Genomic DNA, 23,561 nt, shown 5'->3' on the forward strand with positions numbered 1-23,561 from the left:
CTTCTGGAATGGGGCTTCATGAATTTCTCCTCCAAGAACCTGCCGCTGGTCAATGACGCCAGCCGCCGGAACTTCCTCAAGCTCGGCGGGGCCATGGGCCTGGCTGCAGCCTTCACCAGCTCTCTCGCCGCCTGCGGTGGGCCGGCCGCCACCACCACCGGCGGCGCCGCCAACACCGCCGCTGTTAACAAGGACCTCACTATCGAGGCGGGTATCTCCTACGCCCTGTCCACCGGTTTTGACCCGCTGAGCTCCTCCGGCGCCACCCCCATGGCCGCCAACCTGCACATCTTCGAGGGCCTCGTGGAGCTGCACCCGGCCACACGCGAGCCCTACAACGCCCTGGCAGCCTCCGACCCCAAGAAGGTCAACGACACCACCTACCAGGTGACCATCCGGGACAACGCCAAGTTCCACGACGGCACCCCTGTCACCACCGAGGACGTGGCCTTTTCCTTCACCCGGGTGATGGATCCCGCGAACAAGTCCCTGTTCTCCCAGTTCATCCCCTTCATCCAGGACGTCAAACCCCTCGATGCCAAGACGGTCGAGTTCACCCTCAAGTACCCGTTCCCGGGCTTCGGCCCGCGCATCTCGGTGGTCAAGGTCGTCCCCAAGGCCCTCGCCACCGACCTGAAGGCCTTCGACGCCAAGCCGGTCGGCTCCGGCCCCTACAAGTTTGTCTCCGCGGCAAAGGACGACAAGATCGTCTTTGAAGCGTTCGCCGATTACAACGGTCCCAAGCCGGCGCTGGCCAAGGGCATGACCTGGCTGCTGCTCTCGGACGCGGCAGCCCGTGTCACCGCCGTGCAGTCGGGCCGTGTCCAGGCCATCGAGGACGTCCCGTACCTGGACATGGAGGGCCTGAAATCCAAGGTCAAGGTTGAGGCAGTGCAGTCCTTCGGGCTCATGTTCCTGATGTTCAACTGCGCCAAGGCACCGTTTAACAACAAGCTGGTCCGCCAGGCGCTGCACTACGGCCTGGACAAGGACGCCATCATCAAGAAGGCCCTGTTCGGCAACGCCAAGCCGGCCAGCTCCTACTTCCAGGAAGGCCATCCGGACTACGTCAAGGCCAAGAACGTCTACGGCTACGACGCCAGCAAGGCCGCGGACCTGCTGAAGCAGGCAGGGGTCAGCAACCTGGAATTCGAACTCCTGACGACAGACACGGCCTGGGTCAAGGACGTCGCCCCTCTGCTTCTGGAGTCCTGGAACAAGATCCCCGGCGTGAAGGCCACCGTAAAGAGCATCCAGTCCGGCGCCCTGTACGCGGACCGCGTCGGCGCGGGTGATTACTCGGTCGTCGCTGCCCCCGGCGATCCGTCCGTCTTCGGCAACGACGCAGACCTGCTGCTGAGCTGGTTCTACTCCGGCCCCACCTGGATGGACAAGCGCGCCTACTGGACCGCCCCTGAACGCGCCCAGCTGCAGGACCTGATGGACAAGGGCTCCAGGGCCAACAAGGACGAAGCCAAAAAGATCACCGGGCAGATCGTGGAACTCATCTCCGAGGAAGTTCCGCTGTACCCCATCTTCCACCGCCAGCTTCCCAGCGCCTGGGACGAGAAGAAGCTCAACGGCTTCAAGCCCCTGCCCACCACCGGACTGTCGTTTATCGACGTCGGCCGCACGGCTTAGCCCCACCAACCGGAGACTACATTGACCACGATATTGCGCCTGCTGGGCCGAAGGCTCGCGGCCCTGCCCCTGATGGTCCTGGGCATCACCTTGCTCGTGTTCCTCGTCCTGCAGGCCGCACCCGGCGACCAGGCGAGCAGCGCCCTGGGCGAAGGGGCCAGTGAGGAAGCCAAAGAGCAGTACCGCCAGGCCAACGGCCTGAACGATCCGCTGCTGGCCCAGTACGTCCGGTTCCTCGGCAAGCTCCTGCAGTTCGACCTGGGAGTCACCACTCCCCCGGCGAAATCCGTGGCGAGCATGATCGGCTCCGCGTTCCCCCTGACGCTGCAGCTGACCTTCCTGGGCGTGATCATCGCCGTCGTGGTCTCCCTGGTCTTCGGCATCATCGGTGCCCTGTACCGGGACAAGTGGCAGGACCAACTGGTCCGCGTCTTCTCCATCGCCGCGGTGGCAACACCGTCGTTCTGGCTGGGCATCCTGCTGATCCAGTGGTTCGCCCTGGGACCGGCGCCGATGTTCCCGTCCGGCGGCATCGCCACCCCGGAGTCCGGCTTCGGCGGCTGGCTCAACTCCATGGCTCTGCCCGCCCTGGCCCTGGGCATCCCGGTCTCAGCTTCCCTCATCAGGGTCGTGCGCACCTCCATGGTGGAGGAGCTGGACCGGGACTACGTCCGGACCGCCATCGGCAACGGCGTCCCCTACCGGGAAGTGGTCTCCAAGAACGTGCTCCGCAACGCACTCGTCACCCCGGTGACCGTGCTGGGACTGCGGGTCGGCTACCTGCTGGGCGGCGCCGTCGTCATTGAAATGATCTTCGCGCTGCCCGGCATGGGCCAGCTGATCCTCAACGGCATCACCAACCTGGACGTCAACCTGGTACAGGGCGTGGTCCTCACCATCTCCGTCACCTTCGTCCTGGTGAACATCGCCGTGGACCTTCTCTACCTGCTCATCAACCCCCGAATCAGGACCGTGTGACCCATGCGCAGCAAACTCGCTGAACGTCTGAGCGCCCCCGGACTCCGCTTCAAGGCCCTGCCCTGGAGCTCCCGACTGGCCCTGGCCTTCCTGGTGGTGATCGTCCTCGCCGCCATCTTCGCCCCGGCCCTGGCACCGCACGACCCACTCGAAACCTTCATCCCGGCAACGCCTCCGGGAGCTGAGCACTTCTTCGGCACCGACCGGCTGGGCCGCGACATCTTCTCCCGCCTGCTCTACGGCTCGCAGTCCTCACTCATGATCGGCCTCGGCGCCGTGGCATTGGCTGTCCTGGCCGGCGCCCTGCTGGGCTCGCTCGCTGCCACGTCCAGCAAGGCCGTCAACGAGCTCATCATGCGCCTCATGGACATCCTGATGGCCTTCCCCGGGATCGCTTTGGCGGCCGTGCTGCTGGCAGCCTTCGGCAACTCGGTGCCCACCATCATCGTTGCCATCGCCATCATCTACACCCCGCAGCTGGCCAGGGTGGTCCGCGCCAACGTACTCTCCCAGTACGGCGAGGACTACGTCCGTGCCGAGCGGGTCATCGGCGCCGGCCGCTTCTACATCCTGATCAAGCACATCGTCCGCAACACCGCGGCCCCGGTCCTGGTGTTCGCCACCGTCATGGTCGCCGACGCCATCATCCTCGAAGCGTCCCTGTCCTTCCTGGGCGCCGGCGTCCAGGACCCCGCCCCCTCCTGGGGCAACGTGATCTCCTACGGCCGCAACCTGGTCCTGTCCGGCGGATGGTGGGCCACCACCTTCGCCGGCGTGACCATCCTGCTCACCGTGCTGGCACTGAACATCCTCGCCGAAGGCCTCACCGACGCCATGGTGAACCCCAAACTGCGCAAGGCACCCGCTGTGAAGGACGACGACGGCTCCGGTGCCGTTGTCGCCGGCGCAGCCGTGGACTCCGAAGTCGCCACCTCTGTAGCGCAGCCATCCGTCGTGGAAGAGCACGAGCTCGACGGCGTGCGTTCCGCTTCCGGAGGAACCCTCGAGGAGGAGAACTACAACAGGTCAGCTGTACTCACCGATGTCAAGGTGGCCGCCGCCAACCCGCACCTGCTGCTCGACCGCGAACTGGAACTGCTGGCCGCGGTCGAAGCCACCCGAACGGACCGCCTGCCACAGGTCCCCGCGGACGCCCGCACGGTCCTGGAGGTGACAAACCTTTCCATTCGGTTCCCCGGCAGGTTCGGTGACACAGCCATCGTGGACAACGTCTCCTTCAGTGTCCGCGAGGGCGAAACCATGGGCCTGGTGGGCGAATCCGGCTGCGGCAAGTCCATCACCTCCCTCGCCGTCATGGGCCTGTTGCCCAAAACGGCCCGGATCAGCGGATCGATCAAATTCGATGGCAAGGAACTGCTGGACCCGCAAACCAGTCACAGCGATCCCCAGGCCTACCAGGGCCTGCGCGGCGAACAGATCGCCATGGTCTACCAGGACGCCCTCAGCTCGCTGAACCCGTCCATGAAGATCAAAGACCAAATACTTCAACTGACCCGCCGGGGCGGCCGCAAAACCCCTGCCGAGCTGCTGGAAATGGTCAAGCTGGACCCGGTGCGCACGCTCGCGAGCTACCCTCACGAGCTCTCCGGCGGCCAGCGCCAGCGCGTCCTGATCGCCATGGCCCTGTCCCGCTCCCCCAAGATCGTGGTCGCCGACGAACCCACCACCGCCCTGGACGTGACCGTCCAGAAACAGGTAGTGGACCTGCTCAACGAACTCCGTGAACAGCTCGGTTTCGCGATGGTGTTCGTCAGCCACGATCTGGCCCTGGTCGCCTCGCTGGCACACCGCATCACCGTGATGTACGCAGGCCAAGTGGTCGAATCCGCCCAGGCGTCCGAGCTGCTGCAAAACCCCAGGCACGAATACACCCGCGGGCTCCTGGGCGCAGTGCTCTCCATCGAAGCCGACGCCACCCGCCTGCACCAGATCCCCGGCACTGTTCCCTCACCCCAGGACTTCGCCCCCGGCGACCGCTTCGCACCCCGCTCACTGCGCCCGGGCGCCGATCCGAACCAGCAACTGGTCCTCACCGCCGTCGGCGGGGACTCTGACCACTACTGGGCCAGCCACCGAAAGGAGGATGCAAAATGAGCATTTCCACCGGCAAACCCGTCATCGAACTCAAAGACGTCAAAGTCCACCACCGTGCACGGACCGGCGGCCTGTTCCGCCCCAACATCGTCAAAGCCGTCAACGGCGTGGACTTCAGCATCAGCCGCGGCGAAACCGTGGGCATCGTGGGAGAATCCGGCTGCGGCAAATCAACCCTGGCCTCCGTCCTGGTAGGCCTCCAAACACCGACATCCGGGCAGGTCCTCTTCCACGGCAAACCCGCCATCAAACGGAACGCCGCCATGCGCAAGGAATTCGGCCGGGCCGTATCGGTCGTATTCCAGGACCCCGCCACGGCCCTGAACCCGCGCATGACCATCCAGGACATCCTCACCGACCCCCTCCAAATACACGGAATCGGCAACGCCGCGTCCCGTGCGGCCAAGGTCAAAGAACTCCTCGCCCTGGTAGGGCTGCCCGCCTCCGCGGCCGAAGTCATGCCATCGCAGGTTTCAGGCGGCCAGCGCCAGCGCGTGGCCATCGCCCGGGCCCTGGCACTGGACCCGGACATCATCGTCGCCGACGAACCAACCTCGGCCCTGGACGTCTCTGTCCGGGCGCAGGTCCTGAACCTTCTCTCGGACCTGAAAACCCAGCTGAACCTGGGCATGGTCTTCATCTCCCACGACATCCAGACCGTCCGCTATGTCTCGGACCGGATCTGCGTCATGTACTTCGGCGAAATCGTCGAGGAAGGCCCAGCCGCCCAGGTCTTCGACAACCCCCGGAACGACTACACCAAGAAGCTCCTCGGAGCAGCCCCCAGCCTGCTGCACACCTAGATTCCCAAACCTCACCCTTTACAACCCACCCATTGGAGTTTTTCCGTGTCTTCCCAGTTCTCCGGCGTCATCCCGCCCGTCGTCACACCCCGCCATGCTGACGGCAGCATCGACACCGCCTCTTTGCAGAACCTCACCAAGCACCTGCTCGACGGCGGAGTCTCCGGACTTTTCGTCCTGGGCTCCTCCGCGGAGGTGCCGTACATGACCAACACCGAACGCGAACTCGTGGTCAGCACCATCGCCGCGGCCAACGCCGGGGCCGTGCCCCTGATCGTGGGGGCCAACGAACAAACCACCAACCGCGTCATCGAGGAAGCCAAACGCGTCATCGACCTCGGGGCCGACGCCATCGTGGTCACCTCCATGTACTACGCCATCGGCAACGCCGACGAAACAGAGACCCACTTCCGGAACATCCACGCCGCCGTCGACACACCGATCTTCGCCTACGACGTCCCGGTCCGTACCCACTTCAAGCTCCCCACGGACCTGCTGGTCCGGCTGGGCCGCGACGGCGTGATCGCCGGCGTCAAAGACTCCTCCGGCGACGACGTCTCCTTCCGCCAGCTCCTGCTCGCGGCCCGGGAGATCGAGAACTTCGACATCTTCACCGGCCACGAAGTCGTGGTCGACGGCGCGCTCCTGGGCGGCGCGCAGGGCGTCGTTCCCGGCTTGGGCAACGTCGACCCCCGCGGCTACCGCAACCTCGTCGACGCCGCCGCTGCCGGGGACTGGGCCAAAGCATCCGCCGAACAGGACCGCATGGCCGACCTCTTCGAGATCGTCTACACCCCCAACGGACGCGTCTCTGGCGGGGCAGCGGGCCTGGGCGCCTTCAAAACCGCCCTGCAGATCATGGGCATCATCGAATCCAACACCATGAGCATCCCGATGCCCGCGCTGAACGACGAGGAAAGCACCGCGATCAAGGTCATCCTCGAACGCAACAGCCTGGTCTAGGGACAGGTCGCTGAAGCTGATGCACGCCATTGGTGTTGACCTCGGCGGCACTAAAACTGCTGCCGGGGTCGTCTCAGACACGGGTGAAGTGCTGTTTTCCGAGACCATTCCCACCCTCAACCGTGACGGCGGCGAGGCAATCCTCGACGCCACTGCCGCTCTGGTGGCTGGACTCATGGGACGCGCCGCTGCTGCCGGAATCGCCGTCGATCACGTCGGCATCGGTTCGGCTGGTGTCATTGATGCCCGTAAAGGCGAAGTGGTTTCAGCAACCGATGCGATCCTCGGGTGGGCCGGTACTGCCATCAGCGCCGGCCTGGCAGCGCGCCTGGACCTGCCGCCGGGCTCCATCCGGGCAGTGAACGACGTCCATGCCCACGCCCTCGGCGAAGCCTGGACCGGGGCCGCCGCCGGAACCGCCAGTTCACTCCTGGTGGCCTTCGGCACCGGCGTCGGCGGCAGCTACATTCATGAAGGCACACCATTTCTCGGACACCGCTACGTGGGCGGACACGTTGGCCACTTTGCCTCACCCTACGCATGCTACGACGACCGGCCGCTGCCCTGTGTCTGCGGCGGAGCAGGCCATGTTGAAGCCATCGCCTCCGGACCTGCCATCGCCGAAGCCTACCGGCGGCTGGGCGGGGAGGCAGGTTCACCGGATTCCCGCGGTGTCTTCGCCCTCGCCGCCCATGGCGATGCCACCGCCATCAGGACCATCGGCACTGCCGCCGCAGCGGCCGGGCAGGCCGTGGCCGGGCTGGCCAACATCCTGGACCCGGAAGTCGTCGTCGTCTCAGGCGGGCTCTCGGACGCAGGAGCACCCTGGTGGCGGCCCCTGGAAGACGCCGTTCGGGCCGAACTTCTTCCAGCCCTGGCAAACATTCCCGTCCTGCCCGCCTCACTGGGCAACGCCGCCGCCATCATTGGCGCAGCCAAGCTGGTGCTCACCGATTCGCTCACCTTCCGAAGGAACCGACCATGATTCTCTCCCCCGATGGCCTTGAATCCTTGCGGGGCAGGCTCATCGTCTCCTGCCAGGCCTATCCCGGTGAGCCGATGCGCGATCCCCGCACCACCGCACAAGTCGCCGCGTCAGCAGTCACCGGCGGCGCCGCCGCAGTCCGGGTACAGGGTCTCGCGGACGTCCAACACACCCGGGCAGCCGTGGAGGTCCCGGTCATCGGGCTCTGGAAGGACGGGCACGACGGCGTCTTCATCACCCCCACCCTCCGGCACGCACTGGCGGTAGCCAACGCCGGCGCCCACATCGTCGCGGTTGACGGCACCCGCCGCCCACGCCCGGATCGCCTGACCCTGGCCCAAACAGTAGCCGGAATCCACACCGAATCCCACGCCCTGGTCATGGCCGACTGCGGCTCCCTCGAGGACGCAGCCGCCGCCGTCGAAGCCGGAGCAGACCTGATCGGCACCACACTTGCCGGCTATTCCGGCGAACGCCCCAAAACCCAGGGCCCGGACCTTGAACTGCTGGGACAGATAGCAGCCGCGGACTTCGGCGTGCCGCTCATCGCCGAAGGCCGGCTGCACACCCCCGCCCAGGCGAGGCAGGCACTTGATGCCGGGGCCTTCGCCGTGGTGGTCGGAACGGCCATCACGCATCCGGCCACCATTACTGGCTGGTTTGCGGACGCGCTGAAATGACCACCCGGACGCCGCCCGCTTTCCTGCTGTCCGGCACCATTGTCAGCGACGGAACTGTCGTTGTGGACGCGCTGGTCGCCGTTTCCGGTGAACGTATCGCCTATGCCGGCCCACGGACCGGCTTCGACACTTCCTCGCTGCCGGGGCTGGAGGAAGTGGAGCTTCCGCCCGGAACCCTGCTCCTGCCCGGCTTGGTGGATCTGCACTGCCATGGCGCAGCAGGCGGGGACTTCCCCGGCGGCGATCTCGAATCTGCGCGCCGCGCGGTGGAGTTTCTCCACGCCAGCGGTACCACCACCCTGCTGGCGAGCCTGGTGACAGCTCCCCGTGAGGACCTGCTGCGCGCTGCCGGGGCCCTGCGGCCTCTTTCGGAGGAGGGACTGATCGCCGGGATCCACGCCGAAGGCCCGTTCCTTTCCCACGCGCGCTGCGGAGCCCAGGATCCCCGGTTCCTCCTCGACCCCGATCCTCACCTGCTCCGGGACCTCGTTGAGAGCTCCGGCGGGCACCTGCGCACCATGACCTATGCACCCGAGCTGCCCGGCACCGCAGCTTTGGTACAAGCCTTAGTTGATCTCGGGGTCACGCCGTCCCTGGGACACACGAACGCCGCTACAACCACGACGGCGGCTTCCCTCACCCGGGCAGCGAGCCTGCTCGCCTCCGCGCAGGGCAGCACTACCCGGCCCACGGTCACCCACCTGTTCAACGGCATGCCCTCGCTGCACCACCGCGACCCCGGGCCCACAGCGGCCTGCCTGCGCCTCGCAGCGGCAGGAACGGTTGCCGTGGAACTCGTTGCCGACGGCGTCCACCTCCACCCCGAGACCGTGCGGATGGTCTTCGCACTCGTCGGCCGCGACAACGTCATCCTGGTGACCGATTCGATGGCCGCGACGGGACTGCCGGACGGCGACTACGACCTTGGCCCGGCAGGAGTGAAAGTCCACAATGGCGAGGCCAGGCTGCGCAGCGATGGCGCCCTGGCCGGCGGAACGGCGACACTGCTGGACGTTCTACGGCGGACGGTCGAAGCAGGGGTGGATGCGGCAAGCGCCGTCCTGTCAGCCACGGCCGTTCCGGCAGGGATCCTTGGGATCCAGCAAGAGGTAGGAAGCCTTCGCCCAGGGCTGAAGGCTGACATCCTGGCGGTGGATCGTGACTTCGGCCCGATCAGGGTGTTCCGTCGCGGCCTGCCACTCCCCCGGCCTGTCGCAGCCGTCACGGCCGCCCCTTCGCCTGCGTCCTAAGGCCACGGTTGCCGCTCATTCCGACTCTCGGTTCAGGGGCTGGTTCAGGCGCTCGGAGTTGCGACCCGGACGGCCACCTGTCCGAGGTCGGCGCCAAGGAGGGCAGCCGCGGCTTCATCGGCCACCACGGTCACGTGCGGGTGCAGCTGCAGGACTGAAGCGGGGCAGTCAGGGGTCACCGGGCCTTGCAGCGCGGCAGCCAGAATGTCAGCCTTATCCGCCCCGTTGACCACCATCAGCAGGTGCCTGGCCTCACGGATGGTGCCGAGGCCCTGGGTAATGCATCGGGTCGGCACGTCGTCAATGCACCGGAAGTAGCGCGCATTGGCCTTGCGGGTCCGCTTTGCCAAAAATTCCACCCGCGTCCGGGAACCAAATTCCGAACCTGGTTCATTGAAGGCGATGTGTCCGTTGTGGCCAATCCCCAGGATCTGCACGTCCACGCCGCCGGCCACGCGGATGGCGGCGTCGTACAGGGACGCTGCGTGATCAGGATCTTCGGCGCCACCGTGGGGAACTGAAACACGGGCCGGGTCCAGACCCAGGCGTTCCGTTACTTCACGGCGGACCACTTCCGCGTAGCTTTGCGGGTGCCCGGCAGGCAGGCCCACGTACTCATCGAGCGCGAACGCCTGCACGCGGGACATGTCCAGGTGGTGCTCGGCCAGTGCCGCATAGATGGGCAGTGGCGAGCTGCCGGTAGCGACACCAAGGACCGTTTCCGGCTTGCTTCGGATGACGGCGGCAAGAATTCCGGCGGCAACTGCTCCGGTACCCGAGGCGTCGGGCACAACAAAAATCTCCATGGCAAAAGGGCGCTCTCTCAAAATGGGTGCCTCACCGCTGCTCCGGCAGTCATCTGGACTACGGGAAACGGGAGCTTTAGGTGACGATTCTGCCGCCGGTAGGGATTTCACGCCCCGCTTGGCAGTCTCGAGTGTCAGGTTGACGCGACGTCTTTCAACTTGCGGCGTATCCCGTCAAAATGCCGTTGAAGGCGCTCGGAAGCCAAAGCTTTGTCCCTGTTCGCCACTGCCTCGTAGATGTCCCAGTGCATCTGGACCTGTTCGTCAAGGTTGACCGGCCCGGAGCCCAAGGCCTCATGGATCTGCCGGTAGACCTGCCAGAACACGTCCATCAGGTTGATGAGCAGTTCGTTGTTCAGGGGCGCATAGAGACGTCGGTGGAATTCCGCATCGTGTTGGACAAGGAGCTCACCCTTGCCGGCGGCGTCCTGCATCGCTTCCATCGTGGCACGCAGATCAGCCAAATGATCCTCCGTGAGGAGCTCGATGGCCGAGCCGATAAGGCCCGACTCCAGAGCCTGCCGGACGTCGATAAGCTCCATGGCTTCCTCGCCCTTGTGCCGGAGCGAAAGCCTGCCCCGGAACGTCAGCCCGGACACCAGGGCGCTGAAATTATTCGGAGCGACAAACATGCCGAATCCGTGCCGGATCTCAATAACGCCAAGGGCCTGCAGCACCTTCAGGGATTCCCGAACAGTGTTCCGTCCGATCCCAAGCTCCGCGGACAGCTCACTTTCAGTGGGAAGGGCATCACCAACATCAAGGCCCCGCTCCAGGATGAGCTCCATGATCCGTGTCTGCAGGGCCTGGGAACGGATTTGCGCGCTAAACCTTGCCGGCGACACCGAGGCGGGTGCTACTGTCACGTCATCTCCTTCAGCCGCACTCGGCGGCGGCCATTCGTCTAGACTCATGATACAGGAGATGGGACGTCCTCTGTCTTCTTTCTGTCCACCAATTTCCGAGAATCCTACACCCCGCAAGGCTGGGTAAGAGGACCCCTCGAGCACCAGATGATGGAAAACGAGAAATGCCAACCGTAGACATGCCCCTGCAAGACTTACGCAACTACACCTCTGCCGCAAGAAAGCCTCACGACTTTGACGCCTTCTGGGATGAAACCCTCGCCGAGGCCCGCGCCGTCCCTCTGGCACCTGCATACTCTCCCGTCGAGAACCTTCTGCCACTCATTGACAGCTTCGACGTCTCCTTTGCCGGTTACGGCGGAGACCGGATCCGGGGCTGGCTCCACCTTCCCGCACACCGGTCCCCCAGCAAACGTCTGCCGGCAGTGGTCCAGTACATCGGATACTCCGGCGGCCGCGGCCTGGTCCAGCAGGACACCACATGGGCACAGGCGGGCTACGCCCACTTCATCATGGACACCCGAGGCCAAGGCTACGGCGGGATCACCGGCGCCACTCCAGATCCCCACCCATCAGCAGGAGACATGGCACACCCGGGCCTCATGACACGCGGCCTGGCCTCCAAGGAGGACTACTACTACCGCCGGTTGTATGTGGACGCATTCCGCGCGATCGAAACAGTCCAAAGCTTCCCCCAGGTGGACAGCGACAACGTCGTCCTCGCCGGTATAAGCCAGGGAGGGGGTTTGGCCCTGGCCGCGGCCGGGCTTTCTGCCGGAAGGCTCAACGGGATTCGAGCTGTTCTGGCAGACGTACCCTTCCTTCAGGACCTTCCCCGCGCAATCAATCTCGCCCAACGGGGTCCCTACCCGGAGATCACTGCATTCCTCTCCCGCCACCGAAACCACCACGAGCATGTGTTAGAGGTCCTGAACTACTTCGACGGAGTCCACCTCGCCCGCAGGGCAACCGCTCCGGCACTGTTTTCCGTCGCCCTGCTCGACGACGTCTGCCCACCATCCACCGTCTTCGCTTCCTACAACAGCTACGGAACCGGAAGGCCACGACCCCGGGAACAAGGGCCCACCAAATCCATCGAGGTCTACCACTTCAACGGACACGAGGGCGGACAGGAACACCACTGGGTCCGCCAGCTTGCGTACTTGAACGAGAGCCTCGCCAGCTAGCACATCGATCCCCGTCGGAACCACATGTTGTTCCACACAATGAGGGCTTGGACCTGCCCCGGGTGTGGGCGACCGACAGAATGTCAGCTATCAGATCATCAAATACGTGCAGGAGGTGCCTGAAGTAGGGCTGGAATCCCGAGGGGGATGGCGTTCGTCCTTCCTTTCCAGTCCAACGTTCGGGGAGCAGCTCACCATCATCGGGGGCTTCCCGCCACATCCCAACCGGTGTCGCCGATCAGTGACGGTTGCGGAGGCTCCTGCTGGCAGGCATCTGTCGCTCGGGAGTCTTGAGCCACCATTTTCAACCCCGTCTTTTATTGATGACCGGCTTCCGCCAGGGTGGGTTTGGTTCTGGGCTGTCCCTGGTGAGCCAGGCGTTTAGGTCGGAGGCGGGGAGGGGCTTGGATATGTAGAAGCCCTGCGCTTGGTCGCATCCGGATAATGTGAGTTGATCGAGCCGCTGGGCGTTTTCGACTCCCTCGGCGACAACTGTTAGCCCCAGGCTTTGGGCGAGGACGATGATGGAAGTGACAAGGTCTGCTGCTCTCGGGTCTTCGGACATGGGAAGCACGAAGGAGCGGTCGATCTTGAGTTCGTTGACCGGCAGGTCGCGGAGGTAGGCCGAGAACTGTAACCGGTGCCGAAGTCATCGATCAAGATCCGGATCCCGTGTTCGCGGAGCCGGGACAGGATCCCTCTGGCCCGGTCACGGTCGGGCATCATGAATTCCTCCGTGATTTCAATAATGACGGAGGTCCCGGCCAGGGCGCGTTCGCGGAGCATGGAAGCGATTCGGTCGGGCAACTCTGCGTCGATCAGGGAACTGGCTGAGAGGTTGACGGCGATCGTCAGGGACTGGTTCTGGGACTGCCAGGTCCAGTGCCAGTTCGAGGACCTGGTTGCTGAGCCGGTTCATGAGCCCTGCTTCTTCGGCCAGCGGAAGGAACTGGCCCGGGTAAAGCAACCCACGCTCTGGGTGGTCCCAACGGACGAGCGCCGCTGAGGTGAACATAGTGCCCGGTGCGGGAGGTTTTCGCCGTGTACATGGCCAGTTCGGCTTTTCGGAGCAGCACGCCCAGATCCTAGCCATGCGCGGGGATAGAGGGCAATGCCAGCGCTGGCATTGATATGCAGGGCCAGCCCTTCGAGCGTGAAGGGCTCGATCAGGGCCTCCCGGAGAAGATTGGCCATGGTGATACTCTCCTCAGCGCTGGTGTCCTCCAGCCAAAGGGCGAACTCGTCCCCGCCGATCCGGGCGATCAGATCCGTTGGCCGCAGGGACTTCGAGAACCTCTGACCGATCTGGACCAGTAATTGATCCCCGGCATCGTGGCCCAGGCTGTCATTGATCTCCTTGAACCGGTCAAGATCCAACAACAGCAGCGAGCCGCTGGCCACGGTGCCGGTGCCTAGCCGCTCGGGGACATCTGCATACAGGGAACGACGGTTGGGCAGGCCTGTTAGCTCATCTGTTCTCGCCTGGCGGCGCACTTCCTCGAGGGTCACTAGTTGTCGGAATGCCCAGCTCCTGCGGAACCCTGCACCTAGAAGAGTTGCACCCGCCAGGAACACGCCAAGGACCGGCACGTGTACTCGTGTGCCGGCTATCAGTACTGCTGCCGCGGCAGTGGTTGTGAACGCGGGAACAGCCAACGCGCCAGGGGCGGACTCCCATCGGTCCGGAACGCCGCTACGTCCGAGGTTGTTCGCCCATGCCGCGGTCAGGCAGATACCGGCCGTCCATCCGGCGTCCAACATGGTCCCCAACTGATGGCTGCAAACCACCACCTGATAGGCGTAGAAAACATCAGTGAGAGCAAAAATCGTCAACCCCAGGAGCAGAAGCATCCCGTACCGACCCGTGGCACGACCAGGCAACGCCGCAATACCGGCGACCAAGGCAATGCAGAGCAGGTCAAACAGCGGGTACGCGACCGCTACGACAACAACCAGGGACGGCGCATCGACCGAGGGCATCAGCAGCGGGCCGAGCAGTACGGCCAAAACGGCACCGGCTCCCAGGGAGCCTACGGCACCATCTAAAAGAGCCACCCGGGGCAACCGCTGGCCCCGGCCGAGGACAAAGACAAACAAACCGCAAAGTACCAGCGGGTAAAACGACAAAAAGCCGATGTCAGCCACGGATGGAAAGACAAATGAGCCGCCCGTGACCAGCTCAAGAACATTGCAGGTGCTTCCCGCCGCGTACGCGGTGACCGCGGACGCGACCAAGACAAGGGACCTCCGTGCCCGGGCCCTCCGCACAGCCATCCAACACACCGCTGCAGGAACCCACTGGGCAGCCAACCCAACAATCCGTCCACCAGCAGATCAAACCCTCCGCCATGGAACAAAAGAAACAGCACGTAAAGAGCCAGCAGAACCCACATCAACTGGATCAGGATTCGCCCGAGCAGGCGCGGGCGCGCAAAAGCCATTTCTCCAAACTTGCGCACCCAGCCCACCCACATTCAAATCACAGTATCCCAACCACCTCGAGTCCAGTCCCTGTCCTGCAGCATCGTCAGCGCGCTTCATTCACTCTCGTGCCAGCGCTGTCACAAGGCACGCCTTCGGAAACCCTCGACCGATACTGCAGCGCAAGCCAAGGGCCAGGGCTCACCCACCCCTGCTGGCAACACCCCGATGCTCCCTCGAAGCTCTTTTTCGGCCCGGGCGGCTACCCCCGTGCAAATTTTCCTGTCCGCGCGAAGCATTCTTCGAAAGTCAGAGTGACAAGAGCAGCGCTTCGCCCTGGCCTCCGCCGCCGCATAATGCCACGGCCGCTTTCCCGGTTCCGCGTCGGATAAGTTCGTGCACAGCGGAGACGACAATCCGTGCACCTGAGGCGCCGATAGGATGCCCGAACGCAATCGCTCCCCCATTGACATTGACCTTTTCGGGGCTGAGACCCAGCTGTTCAGCCGAGTGCAGGGCCACAGAGGCAAATGCCTCGTTGATTTCCACGAAGTCGAGGTCCTCCACAGTCCAGTCCGCCGCTTTGAGCGCCTGGTGGATGGCAAGGGCGGGCTTGTCCGGCAGTGAGGTGTCCGGGCCTGCGATCTGTCCCGAGGCGCCTAACGACGCAAGTACCTCGAGCCCATGCTTCTCCGCGTAGCTCCGCGTCGTCAGAACGACGGCGGCGGCGCCATCGTTAAGCGGTGACGCATTGCCAGCTGTTACGGTGCCGGCTGCGGAGAAGGCGGGGCGGAGCTTGCCGAGCGATTCCTCTGTGCTGTCGGGACGAACGCCCTCGTCGATTCGTGCCAGTTCGGCCTCCCCCCTGCGCCGTGGCACTTTGACAGGGATAATTTCAGCGTCGAAGCGCCCTGCAGCTTGGGCTGCTGCCGCACGCTGGTGGGATGCGGCGGCTAACTTGTCCTGATCGGCACGCAGGATGCCAAGGGCGTCGTTGGCGCGGTCGGTGGCTAATCCCATGGACTCGTGGTTGAAGGCATCGGTGAGGCCGTCGCGAGCAGCGGAGTCGATCAGCGCCGCGTCCCCATAGAGGTGCCCTGCTCGTGACCCTGTCAACAGATGCGGGGCATTGCTCATGGATTCCTGACCTCCAGCCACCACCACAATGGCCTCACCCAGCCTCAGGAGTCGGCTTGCCTCGATGATGGCACTGAGCCCGGACAGACACACCTTGTTGACGGTGGCCGCGTGCGCGCTGAGCGGGATGCCACCGAGTACGGCAGCCTGCCTGGCAGGATTCTGCCCGGCGCCCGCCTGGAGTACGTGACCCATGATGACTGCTTCGACGGCTTCCGGCCGGAGCCCCGCTTTATCCAGCGCGCCAGCGATCGCCGCGCCACCGAGCTCAACGGCGGACAACGGAGCCAGTTGGCCCATCAGCTTGCCTTGGGCTGTGCGGGCGGCACCAACGATGACTACGTCAGAACTGGAGTTCATACTTCTCCTTTATGGGAACGAAAAGCCACAAATGCGGGGTAACGGCTGATGCGGTGCCCTTGATCGAGGGCCGGCAGACCAGCAAGGGCTTAAGGAAACTTCGGTAGGGAAGGTTCTTCAGGCGACCCGTGCTCCGGAGGCGAGCTGGACTGCGACGTCGACGATCATGTCTTCCTGGCCGCCGACGTAGCCTGCTTTGCCGATTTCTTCGAGGATTTGCCAGGCAGGGATGCCGTAGCGTTTGGCGGCGCGTTCGGCGTGGATGAGGAAGGAGGAGTAGACGCCTGCGTAGCCCTGCATGATGGAAGCGCGGTCCATGATGGGCATGCGCGTGATGATGGGTTTAACGATGTCTTCGGCGGCGGCCATGACGCCGTGGACGTCAACGCCGGTGTGGATGTTGAGCCGTTCGAAGGCGGCGGCGAGGACTTCGGTGGGTGAGTTACCGGCTCCTGCGCCGAGGGCGAGGAGTGTGCCGTCGATTTGTTTGGCGCCGGCACGCGCGGCGTAGACGGAGTTCGCGACGCCGAAGGACAGGTTCTGGTGGCCGTGGAACCCGACCTGGGCGTCGGTGCCGAGTTCGGTGACCAGTGCGAAGACGCGGTCGGAGACGTCGTCGAGGATGAGGGCGCCGGCGGAGTCGACGACGTAGACGCATTGGCAGCCGGCGTCGGCCATGATTCTGGCTTGCTTGGCGAGGTTCTCGGGTGTGGTTCGGTGGGAGAGCATGAGGAATCCGACGGTTTCCATGCCGAGTTTCCGGGCGTGCTGGAAGTGTTGGATGGAGACGTCGGCTTCGGTGCAGTGCGTGGCGACGCGGGCGACGGAGGCGCCTGCGTCGTGGGCCTGGTTCAGGTCGTGGATGGTGCCCAGGCCTGGGAGAAGGAGCACCGCGATCTTGGCGTTCCTGGCTTCGTCGACTGCGGCGCGGACGAGGTCCAGTTCGGGGGTGAGGGAGAACCCGTAGTTGAAGGAGGAGCCGCCGAGGCCGTCTCCGTGGGTGACTTCGATGACTTGGACTTTGGCGTCGTCGAGGGCGCGGACCACGGAGCGCACGTGTTTTTCTGTGAATCTGTGGCTCATGGCGTGGGAGCCGTCGCGCAAGGTGGTGTCGGTCAGTCGGACGCTCAGATTCTGGGTGGGGGTCATGGCTGTGCTCCTACGGGGGTCGATGTGCTGGCGTCCATGCGTTCGGCGAGCAGGTCAGCTGTCCGGGTGGCCGCGGCGGTGATGATGTCCAGGTTTCCGGCGTATTCGGGCAGGTAGTCGGCGGCACCCTTGACCTGGACCCAGACGCCCACCCGGCCGTTGCCGTTCCAGTCTTCCCGGGCGGTGTCGAACTGGGGCTCCACCCGCAGTGAGTATCCCGGCACGTAGTCCTGGATACGGGCGACGGCATCGTTGATTGAAGCGATGATCCTGTCCTGCTCCTGGCCGGGTTCGGCGGCGTGGGCGGGGATCGCGGCGTAGATGGTGTTGCGCATGATCATGGGCGGCTCGACCGGGTTGATGATGATGATTGCTTTGCCCCGTTTGGCTCCGCCGACCTCTTCCAGGGCCTTGGCGGTGGTTTCGGTGAACTCGTCGACGTTGGCGCGCGTTCCCGGCCCTGCGGATTTGGAGGCGATGGATGCGACTATTTCGGCGTAGTCCACGGGGACGACTGCCGCGATCGCGGCGACGATCGGGGTGGTGGCCTGCCCTGCGCAGGTGATCATGTTGACGTTCAGGACGTCCTCGAGCGCGTCGAGGTTCACGACCGGGCACAGGTAGGGCCCGACGGCGGCAGGGGTCAGGTCGATCGCGTGGATGCCTGCGGCCTTGTACTTGGGGGCGTTGTCTTCGTGGGCTTTGGCGGAGGTGCATTCGAATACGAAGTCCGGGAGTTCGTCTTGGGCGAGGAGCCAGTCGACGCCTTCCGCGGAGGTGGTGATGCCGAGGCGGGCGGCGCGGGCGAGCCCGTCCGAGGCAGGGTCAACACCGATCATGTACGTTACTTCGAGGTTTTTGCTGCGTCGCATGATTTTGAACATCAGGTCGGTGCCGATGTTGCCCGAGCCGACGATGGCGGCGGTTTTCTTGGCCATGGAGGATCCTTAGTCTGTGAAGTGAATGGTCAGCGATCCCAGCGGCCCGAAATCCGCGGTCGCGGTGCTGTTTGACACCACTGGCATGGCAACGGTGAAGGAGCCCGGAAGGATGAGTTGTCCCGCTTCCAGTGCTACGCCCTGTTCGCCCAGGACGTTTGCCAGCCAGGCGAGCGGTGCGAGTGGATGCGCCATGACGTCCTCGCCTGTGCCGGTACCGGTGACTTCGCCATCGATGAGGAGCGAACAGGTGACATCAAGAAGACCGGCGGGATCGCACGGATCCAGCCAGAGTGCGTGGGCACTGACAGCGATGGCTCCGCAGGAAGCGTTGTCCGCGATGGTGTCGACGAGTTTGATGTCCCAGTCCGTGACGCGGGAGTCGATGATTTCGATTGCAGGGTAGATGGCTCCGATTGCGGCCGCCGCCTGCTCGAGTGTGATACCTGGGCCGTGCAGGGTCTCTTTCAGGATGAATCCGAGTTCCGGTTCCACCTTGGGCTGAATGAACTGGGAAGCCGGGATTCGCGCCTCATCGTGGTGGACCATGTCTTCAAAGAAGAAGCCGAAGTCGGGGGAGTCCACGCCGAGCTGCCGCTGCATGGCAAGAGATGTAAGCCCGACTTTGCGGCCGGCGAGTACCCGTCCGGCTGCCAGATGATGCTCAAGCTGGGTCGTCTGGATCTCATAAGCGTCCTGGACGGTCATGTTTTCGAGCCGGTCCCGTAAGGGTGCCACGGGTACCCGGGTGCCGGTGGCCTCCAGCAGTTCCGCGGCCATCTGGTTCTTCAGCTCGGTACGTGCGGTTTCGGTTTGGGTGCTCATCTATTTCACCGTTGCTGTGGTCACGCCGAAGCCGGCGATGAATTCGGGTATGGGGCGGTAGTACTCGGAGACGACCGTGTAATCCCCAGCCGTTGCCAGGGCGTTATAGGCGGCCACCCAGTTGCGAACCTCGTGGGCGGAGTTGCCGGCGGCGGCGGCCATGGCGGGGGCGGTCCATGTGTCGAGTTTCTCGAGGTCGCCGGAGGCGATAATGGCGAGAAATTCGCGATCCCAATCGGGGTTCAGCTCCATGATGTTGGCCTCTCCCTTCGCGAATGCTGCGGCAGTGTCGATGACGCGTTGTTGCCGCGCATGACGGGCGGCCGCCGTGGGGTGCCGGCCATTAAGCAGCATTGCCTTCTGCTCGGGAGTGGCGGTGGCAATCTGGGGCACGGGTGGATCATGGGAAAGTCCCCCGGAACCGATGATGAGGACCTTCTGGTCCAGGGTCTTCAGGTAGTTGCCGACGGCGGTTCCCAGCTGCCGCACGCGGCGCATCGAGACGAACGGCGGGGCCACGGAGTTGACGAAAATCGGCACGACCGGTTTGGCAGCAATGGAGCCGAAGAGCAGCTCGAGGGGCTGCACGGCCCCGTGGTCGATCTCCATTTTGAGCGAGATCGCTGCGTCAAGGTCGGCGTCGATGATTGCCTGGGCGAGGTCCTTGGCAATTTGCGTGGGGACGTTCAGCGGGCCTTCCTCGGATCCGTAGTCGCCTACGGAAACGGCTTCGTAGCCGACGCAGAATGGCGGCATCAGTTCATAGAAGAAGCCGTTGTAGTGGTCCGGCGCGAAGGACACGACGAGGTCCGGATCGAAGTCTTCAACGAACTTGCGTGCCACCGCGAAGGCGGCGTCGACGTCCTTCTGGATTTCCTCCGGAGGGTCGGTGACCTCCAGCAGCGGGCTATGCGACATGCAGACGAGAGCGAGTGTCATGGCTGGCTCCTTTCTTGAAAGACATTGCGGTGAGGATGGCGGAAAGTGTGCGCGGCGCGTCCTGGGCCAGGCAGGCACCAGCTACGAAGCGGTCTGGGCGGATGAAAAGGACCGGCGTCGGGCGGTCATCAAACCACTTCTTGAGACGCCCTTCGGCGTCGCCGACAACGATCACGTCACGGCTGTAGCGCTCCTCGGCCCAGCTTCGTTGGGATTCGGGAACGACGGCGACGAAGGTGGCCCCGAGTGCCTCCAGGGTTGCGACTTCTTCGGAGCTGAACATGCCCTTGGGGTTATTGCCCCAAGCCAGCACGGTCCACCATTTACCGATCGCCTCGTCGAGACGGACGCCCTGACCGTCCTTGGTGTTGACGCGGGGTTGGATGAACTGTACGCCCACGGGCGAATTGCGGTTGTTGGCCGTGAGGACGGGAATCAGCTTGCCGGTCAGCCGGGCCTTGGCGGTCCCCGGGGAAGCTGAGGTGGGGTCAACAACAACACCTCTGGTATAGCGGGGCATCGGTTTGAACCGCATCTCTGAGAAGTAGGACTTCACCTGTGGGAACAGGTTCAGGACCGCGGCCGTCGCATCGCGGGCTCCCACTACCACCGGATTTGTTGGCTTGATGACCGCGCCCAGGGTAAGGGAGAGGTCGATCATGGCCTTGGCGTGGTCACGGCGCTCGTCCTCATACGTGTCCAGAAGCCCCTCCCCGGCCTGTCCTCGCAGCACAGTGGACAGTTTCCAAGCGAGATTGGTGGCATCCCGGACGCCGGAGTTCCAGCCCTGGCCCATCCAGACCGGCATCAGGTGTGCGGCGTCCCCGGCAACAATCTGCCGTCCCTTGCGGAAGGAACCGGCGATCCGGCCATGATGCGTAAAGACCCGCTCCCGGATCACTTCCAGCTCGTAGGGATCAGGGACGTGGTCCTTGAGCAGGTTATGGATGAATTTCTTGTCCGTGACCTGTTCGTCGGTCTCGTGGTCGAAGATCATGAACTCCCAGCGCCGGATTGCGTGGGCCAGGCCGATGGATACGTAGGGCCGCTTGGGGTCGGCGCCAAGGAACACGTTCGGGGTACCCAAAGGGTCGTTCTCCACGTCAACCACGAGCCAGCGGGTTGATGGCGACTGCCCGTCAAAGCTGGTACCGAGCCTCTTCCGGGTCGGTGACTTTCCGCCTTCGCAACCCACGAGGTATTGGGCTTTGATCCGCTTGACGGCAGGCGTGCCGCCGTCGCGGTACTCGAGAGTGGCGATGACTCCGTCGGCCGTTTCCTTTGCATCCACGACGGCGTGGCCGAAGTGCGCCGTCACTGAGGCGAAACGGTTCAGGCCGTCGAACATGGCGCGGTCCACCAAAGGCTGGACGAAACCACTTTTGCGGGGCCAGCCGAATTCATCAGCCTTGGGTTCGTTGGTCATGATGACCTTGCCCCGGCCATTAACCAGCCGCATGATGTGCTGGGCGGTGGTGTGGGGCAGGACCGTTTCGGTGAGCCCGATCGTTTGGACCGAGCGGAGTGATTCGTCGTCGATACCGACTCCACGCGGGTAGTCAATCAACTCGGGCAACTGCTCCACGAGGGTGACGTCCTGGCCATACAGGCCAAGCAGGTTGGCGAGCATGAGCCCTACCGGCCCGGCGCCTACCACCAGGACTTCGGTTTCAATATCGAAGCTGTCGGTTGTCATTTGGGTGCTTTCGCGTCGTTGCACGTTGTTCTAGCGGGCCAGCATGAAGTCAAGGAAAATCTTGTTGAACGTGGCCGGATCCTCGTACTGCGGCCAGTGACCGCAGTTTTCCATGATGGCCAGCTCCCCGTTGGGGATAATGCCGGCAATCCGGCGTCCCTCGTCTACTGGCCCGGAGGGGTCCTTGGTAGTCCAGAGCACCAGTGCCGGCGCCTTGATCCTGGCCAGCGCCTCATCCGTCAGCATGTTGCGCTTCCGGGTTTCCAGATCCTGAAGTGCCATGTTGGCTTCGCAGGCCTGGAGCCAGCCCGGTTGTTGGAAGATGGCCTGGCGGGTGCGGATGAGGTCTTCGGTGACCATGGAAGGATCAGCCATCAGCCATTCCAGCCTCGTCTTCACCCTTTCCCACGAGGGATCCTTGGCTGCTTCCATGGAGAGCGTGTAAAGGCGCTCCATCACAGCGGGATTGGCCATGGTTCCACCCATGGTGTTCAGGAAGATGCGCTCAACTTTCTCCGGATGGTCGATAGCGAACTGCGCGGTAACCCATCCACCCAGTGATTCCCCGGTCAGGTAGGCCTTCTCGGCGCCTAGTGCGTCCATCAAGCCAAGAAGCTGGTCGATGTAATGCCTGATTTCAAGGGGGTGTTCAGGCTTCGCACTGTAGCCATGGCCGATGAAGTCGATGGCCCACACATCGAAGTGTTCGGACAGGGCCCGCAGATTGCGAACGTAGGCCTCGGCGTGGCCCGTGATGCCGTGCATGGCGATCAGGGTGGGCTTCGAGGAGTCCCCTGCGTGCAGGTAGCGGGTCCGGTAGGGGCCGGCCTGGATATATCCCTGGCTGAATTCCGTCTCGGCCAGGTCGGACCAGACGCTCGTGTACGGATGTGCTGGCATAGCGGGCTCCTATTGTGTATATAACGCACAAGGAAAGGCGATAATTACAATTTCTTGAAATCATCAGATCATGGGGAGGATTTCAGGGTCTACAGGCGCTTGCCGCCCAGTGGAATCCCAGGTCAAGTTTTGGAAGTGCACGCTTAGCGAAGGCGGTTGGAGATACGTTCCGCCGCGGAAACGATGGTGGTGGCGGCGCCTTCTGCGACTTCCCTTCGGGTGGTGATGAGGTTGATGCAGGCTGCGACTTCTGGTCCGGAACCTTTGATGGGCGCTGCGAGGCCATACATGTTGGGTTCCACTTCACCGAAGGTGATGGCAAAGCCGTTGCCCCTGGCAGTGCGCACAGCTTCGTCTTCTGAGGACAGCGGGGGCTGGCTTGCTTGGATTGCAAGTCCCGCGGCTCCGCGGTTAAGTGGATGCCGGCTTCCCTGGGTGAATGAGACGTGGTACGAGGCGCCCCGCGGCTCTACTACCGCCAGTGCCACCGCCTCTCCCCCCTCCCTGATGAGTAGCGAGACTGTGGAAGCCAGGTCATTGGCAACATCGTTTAGTACCGGGAGGGCGGCGGCACGAATTGCGTCATGTGCAGCGGAAGTGAGTTGGAGCAACCCTGCCGCGCCCCTGTAGCGGTTGTCGTCGCTTCGATGTATTAGTTTCGCGTCGCTCAACGTATTGAGGATGCGGTATGCAATGGTGCGGTGAACATCCAGATTCAGGGCAACGTCATTGACGGCAAGCCCGTCGGGGGCGTCGGCAATAGCCTTCAAGGCCTCAAGTCCGCGGGCAAGAGTTTGAGATCCGACGGTTCGGGACGGCTTTCCGGGCGATTCTCTGGTCACAGGGACATCCTAGTGAGAGGAGAAAACGTGGGGTCCCGGCTTTTGTCACGAAGGACGCCTGCTGCGGCAGACACCCACGC

General features: G+C 63.9%; 19 protein-coding genes and 3 pseudogenes. 9 read left to right on the forward strand and 13 right to left on the reverse strand.

The window, feature by feature from the left end:
• Positions 1-18 precede the first annotated feature (18 nt).
• Genes QFZ60_RS10910 through QFZ60_RS10945 form a run of 8 tightly spaced genes read left to right on the forward strand, consistent with a single transcriptional unit; the run spans position 19 to position 9,415 of the window.
• Positions 19-1,641, forward strand: a complete 1,623-nt coding sequence (locus QFZ60_RS10910; RefSeq protein WP_307090459.1) for an ABC transporter substrate-binding protein — start codon at positions 19-21, stop codon at positions 1,639-1,641.
• Positions 1,642-1,662: 21 nt separating this feature from the next.
• On the forward strand, positions 1,663-2,619 hold the full coding sequence (locus tag QFZ60_RS10915) for an ABC transporter permease (RefSeq protein WP_307090461.1): 957 nt from the start codon (positions 1,663-1,665) through the stop codon (positions 2,617-2,619).
• 3 nt (positions 2,620-2,622) lie between these two features.
• Positions 2,623-4,734 carry a dipeptide/oligopeptide/nickel ABC transporter permease/ATP-binding protein gene (locus tag QFZ60_RS10920; protein ID WP_307090463.1) on the forward strand — a complete coding sequence of 704 codons (2,112 nt, stop codon included), beginning with the start codon at positions 2,623-2,625 and terminating at the stop codon, positions 4,732-4,734.
• Positions 4,731-5,537 (forward strand): ATP-binding cassette domain-containing protein, encoded by an 807-nt coding sequence (locus QFZ60_RS10925; RefSeq protein ID WP_307090465.1) that lies wholly within the window; start codon positions 4,731-4,733, stop codon positions 5,535-5,537. Before QFZ60_RS10920 ends, QFZ60_RS10925 begins: the two co-directional genes overlap by 4 nt.
• A 45-nt stretch (positions 5,538-5,582) precedes the next feature.
• On the forward strand, positions 5,583-6,500 hold the full coding sequence (locus QFZ60_RS10930) for a dihydrodipicolinate synthase family protein (protein ID WP_307090468.1): 918 nt from the start codon (positions 5,583-5,585) through the stop codon (positions 6,498-6,500).
• A 19-nt stretch (positions 6,501-6,519) separates the two neighbouring features.
• Positions 6,520-7,485 carry an ROK family protein gene (locus tag QFZ60_RS10935; protein WP_307090469.1) on the forward strand — a complete coding sequence of 322 codons (966 nt, stop codon included), beginning with the start codon at positions 6,520-6,522 and terminating at the stop codon, positions 7,483-7,485.
• Positions 7,482-8,165: an N-acetylmannosamine-6-phosphate 2-epimerase gene (locus QFZ60_RS10940; protein WP_307090472.1), complete on the forward strand. Its 684-nt coding sequence runs from the start codon at positions 7,482-7,484 to the stop codon at positions 8,163-8,165. The genes QFZ60_RS10935 and QFZ60_RS10940 overlap by 4 nt, the downstream gene beginning before the upstream one ends.
• On the forward strand, positions 8,162-9,415 hold the full coding sequence (locus QFZ60_RS10945; protein ID WP_307090473.1) for an N-acetylglucosamine-6-phosphate deacetylase: 1,254 nt from the start codon (positions 8,162-8,164) through the stop codon (positions 9,413-9,415). The genes QFZ60_RS10940 and QFZ60_RS10945 overlap by 4 nt, the downstream gene beginning before the upstream one ends.
• A 44-nt stretch (positions 9,416-9,459) precedes the next feature.
• Here the strand turns inward: QFZ60_RS10945 and QFZ60_RS10950 are convergent, their stop codons facing one another.
• Positions 9,460-10,221, reverse strand: coding sequence for a glucosamine-6-phosphate deaminase (locus QFZ60_RS10950; protein WP_307090475.1), 762 nt, complete (start codon positions 10,219-10,221; stop codon positions 9,460-9,462).
• A 134-nt stretch (positions 10,222-10,355) separates the two neighbouring features.
• Positions 10,356-11,087, reverse strand: coding sequence for a FadR/GntR family transcriptional regulator (locus tag QFZ60_RS10955; RefSeq protein WP_307090476.1), 732 nt, complete (start codon positions 11,085-11,087; stop codon positions 10,356-10,358).
• Between the two features lie 164 nt (positions 11,088-11,251).
• On the opposite strand from QFZ60_RS10955, the gene QFZ60_RS10960 reads away from it, so the two are divergent.
• Entirely contained in the window at positions 11,252-12,274 is a 1,023-nt protein-coding gene (locus tag QFZ60_RS10960) for an acetylxylan esterase (protein WP_307090479.1), read from the forward strand.
• Positions 12,275-12,578: 304 nt separating this feature from the next.
• Here the strand turns inward: QFZ60_RS10960 and QFZ60_RS21670 are convergent.
• The 11 genes and pseudogenes from QFZ60_RS21670 to QFZ60_RS11005 all read right to left on the reverse strand — a co-directional run.
• A pseudogene (locus tag QFZ60_RS21670) lies at positions 12,579-13,138 on the reverse strand (EAL domain-containing protein); the annotation flags it as partial.
• A 73-nt stretch (positions 13,139-13,211) separates the two neighbouring features.
• A pseudogene (locus tag QFZ60_RS21675) lies at positions 13,212-13,367 on the reverse strand (hypothetical protein); the annotation flags it as partial.
• A 17-nt stretch (positions 13,368-13,384) separates the two neighbouring features.
• A pseudogene (locus QFZ60_RS10965) lies at positions 13,385-14,548 on the reverse strand (diguanylate cyclase domain-containing protein); the annotation flags it as partial.
• A 456-nt stretch (positions 14,549-15,004) separates the two neighbouring features.
• On the reverse strand, positions 15,005-16,192 hold the full coding sequence (locus QFZ60_RS10970) for an acetyl-CoA C-acetyltransferase (RefSeq protein WP_307090483.1): 1,188 nt from the start codon (positions 16,190-16,192) through the stop codon (positions 15,005-15,007).
• A 117-nt stretch (positions 16,193-16,309) separates the two neighbouring features.
• Complete coding sequence (dmpG, locus tag QFZ60_RS10975; protein WP_307090485.1) at positions 16,310-17,341, reverse strand: 4-hydroxy-2-oxovalerate aldolase; 1,032 nt, start codon at positions 17,339-17,341, stop codon at positions 16,310-16,312.
• On the reverse strand, positions 17,338-18,279 hold the full coding sequence (locus QFZ60_RS10980) for an acetaldehyde dehydrogenase (acetylating) (RefSeq protein WP_307090487.1): 942 nt from the start codon (positions 18,277-18,279) through the stop codon (positions 17,338-17,340). Before QFZ60_RS10980 ends, dmpG begins: the two co-directional genes overlap by 4 nt.
• Before the next feature lie 9 nt (positions 18,280-18,288).
• Positions 18,289-19,104: a 2-keto-4-pentenoate hydratase gene (locus tag QFZ60_RS10985; protein WP_307090490.1), complete on the reverse strand. Its 816-nt coding sequence runs from the start codon at positions 19,102-19,104 to the stop codon at positions 18,289-18,291.
• On the reverse strand, positions 19,105-20,043 hold the full coding sequence (locus tag QFZ60_RS10990) for a 3-carboxyethylcatechol 2,3-dioxygenase (RefSeq protein WP_307090491.1): 939 nt from the start codon (positions 20,041-20,043) through the stop codon (positions 19,105-19,107).
• Positions 20,012-21,739 (reverse strand): bifunctional 3-(3-hydroxy-phenyl)propionate/3-hydroxycinnamic acid hydroxylase, encoded by a 1,728-nt coding sequence (locus tag QFZ60_RS10995; RefSeq protein WP_307090493.1) that lies wholly within the window; start codon positions 21,737-21,739, stop codon positions 20,012-20,014. The genes QFZ60_RS10990 and QFZ60_RS10995 overlap by 32 nt, the downstream gene beginning before the upstream one ends.
• Before the next feature lie 30 nt (positions 21,740-21,769).
• Positions 21,770-22,639, reverse strand: a complete 870-nt coding sequence (locus QFZ60_RS11000) for an alpha/beta fold hydrolase (RefSeq protein ID WP_307090495.1) — start codon at positions 22,637-22,639, stop codon at positions 21,770-21,772.
• Between the two features lie 143 nt (positions 22,640-22,782).
• Positions 22,783-23,481: an IclR family transcriptional regulator gene (locus QFZ60_RS11005; RefSeq protein ID WP_307090497.1), complete on the reverse strand. Its 699-nt coding sequence runs from the start codon at positions 23,479-23,481 to the stop codon at positions 22,783-22,785.
• Between the last annotated feature and the right edge of the window lie 80 nt (positions 23,482-23,561).

It is taken from the genome of Arthrobacter sp. B2I5 (assembly GCF_030816735.1).
In the GTDB taxonomy this organism is placed as follows: Bacteria; Actinomycetota; Actinomycetes; order Actinomycetales; family Micrococcaceae; genus Arthrobacter.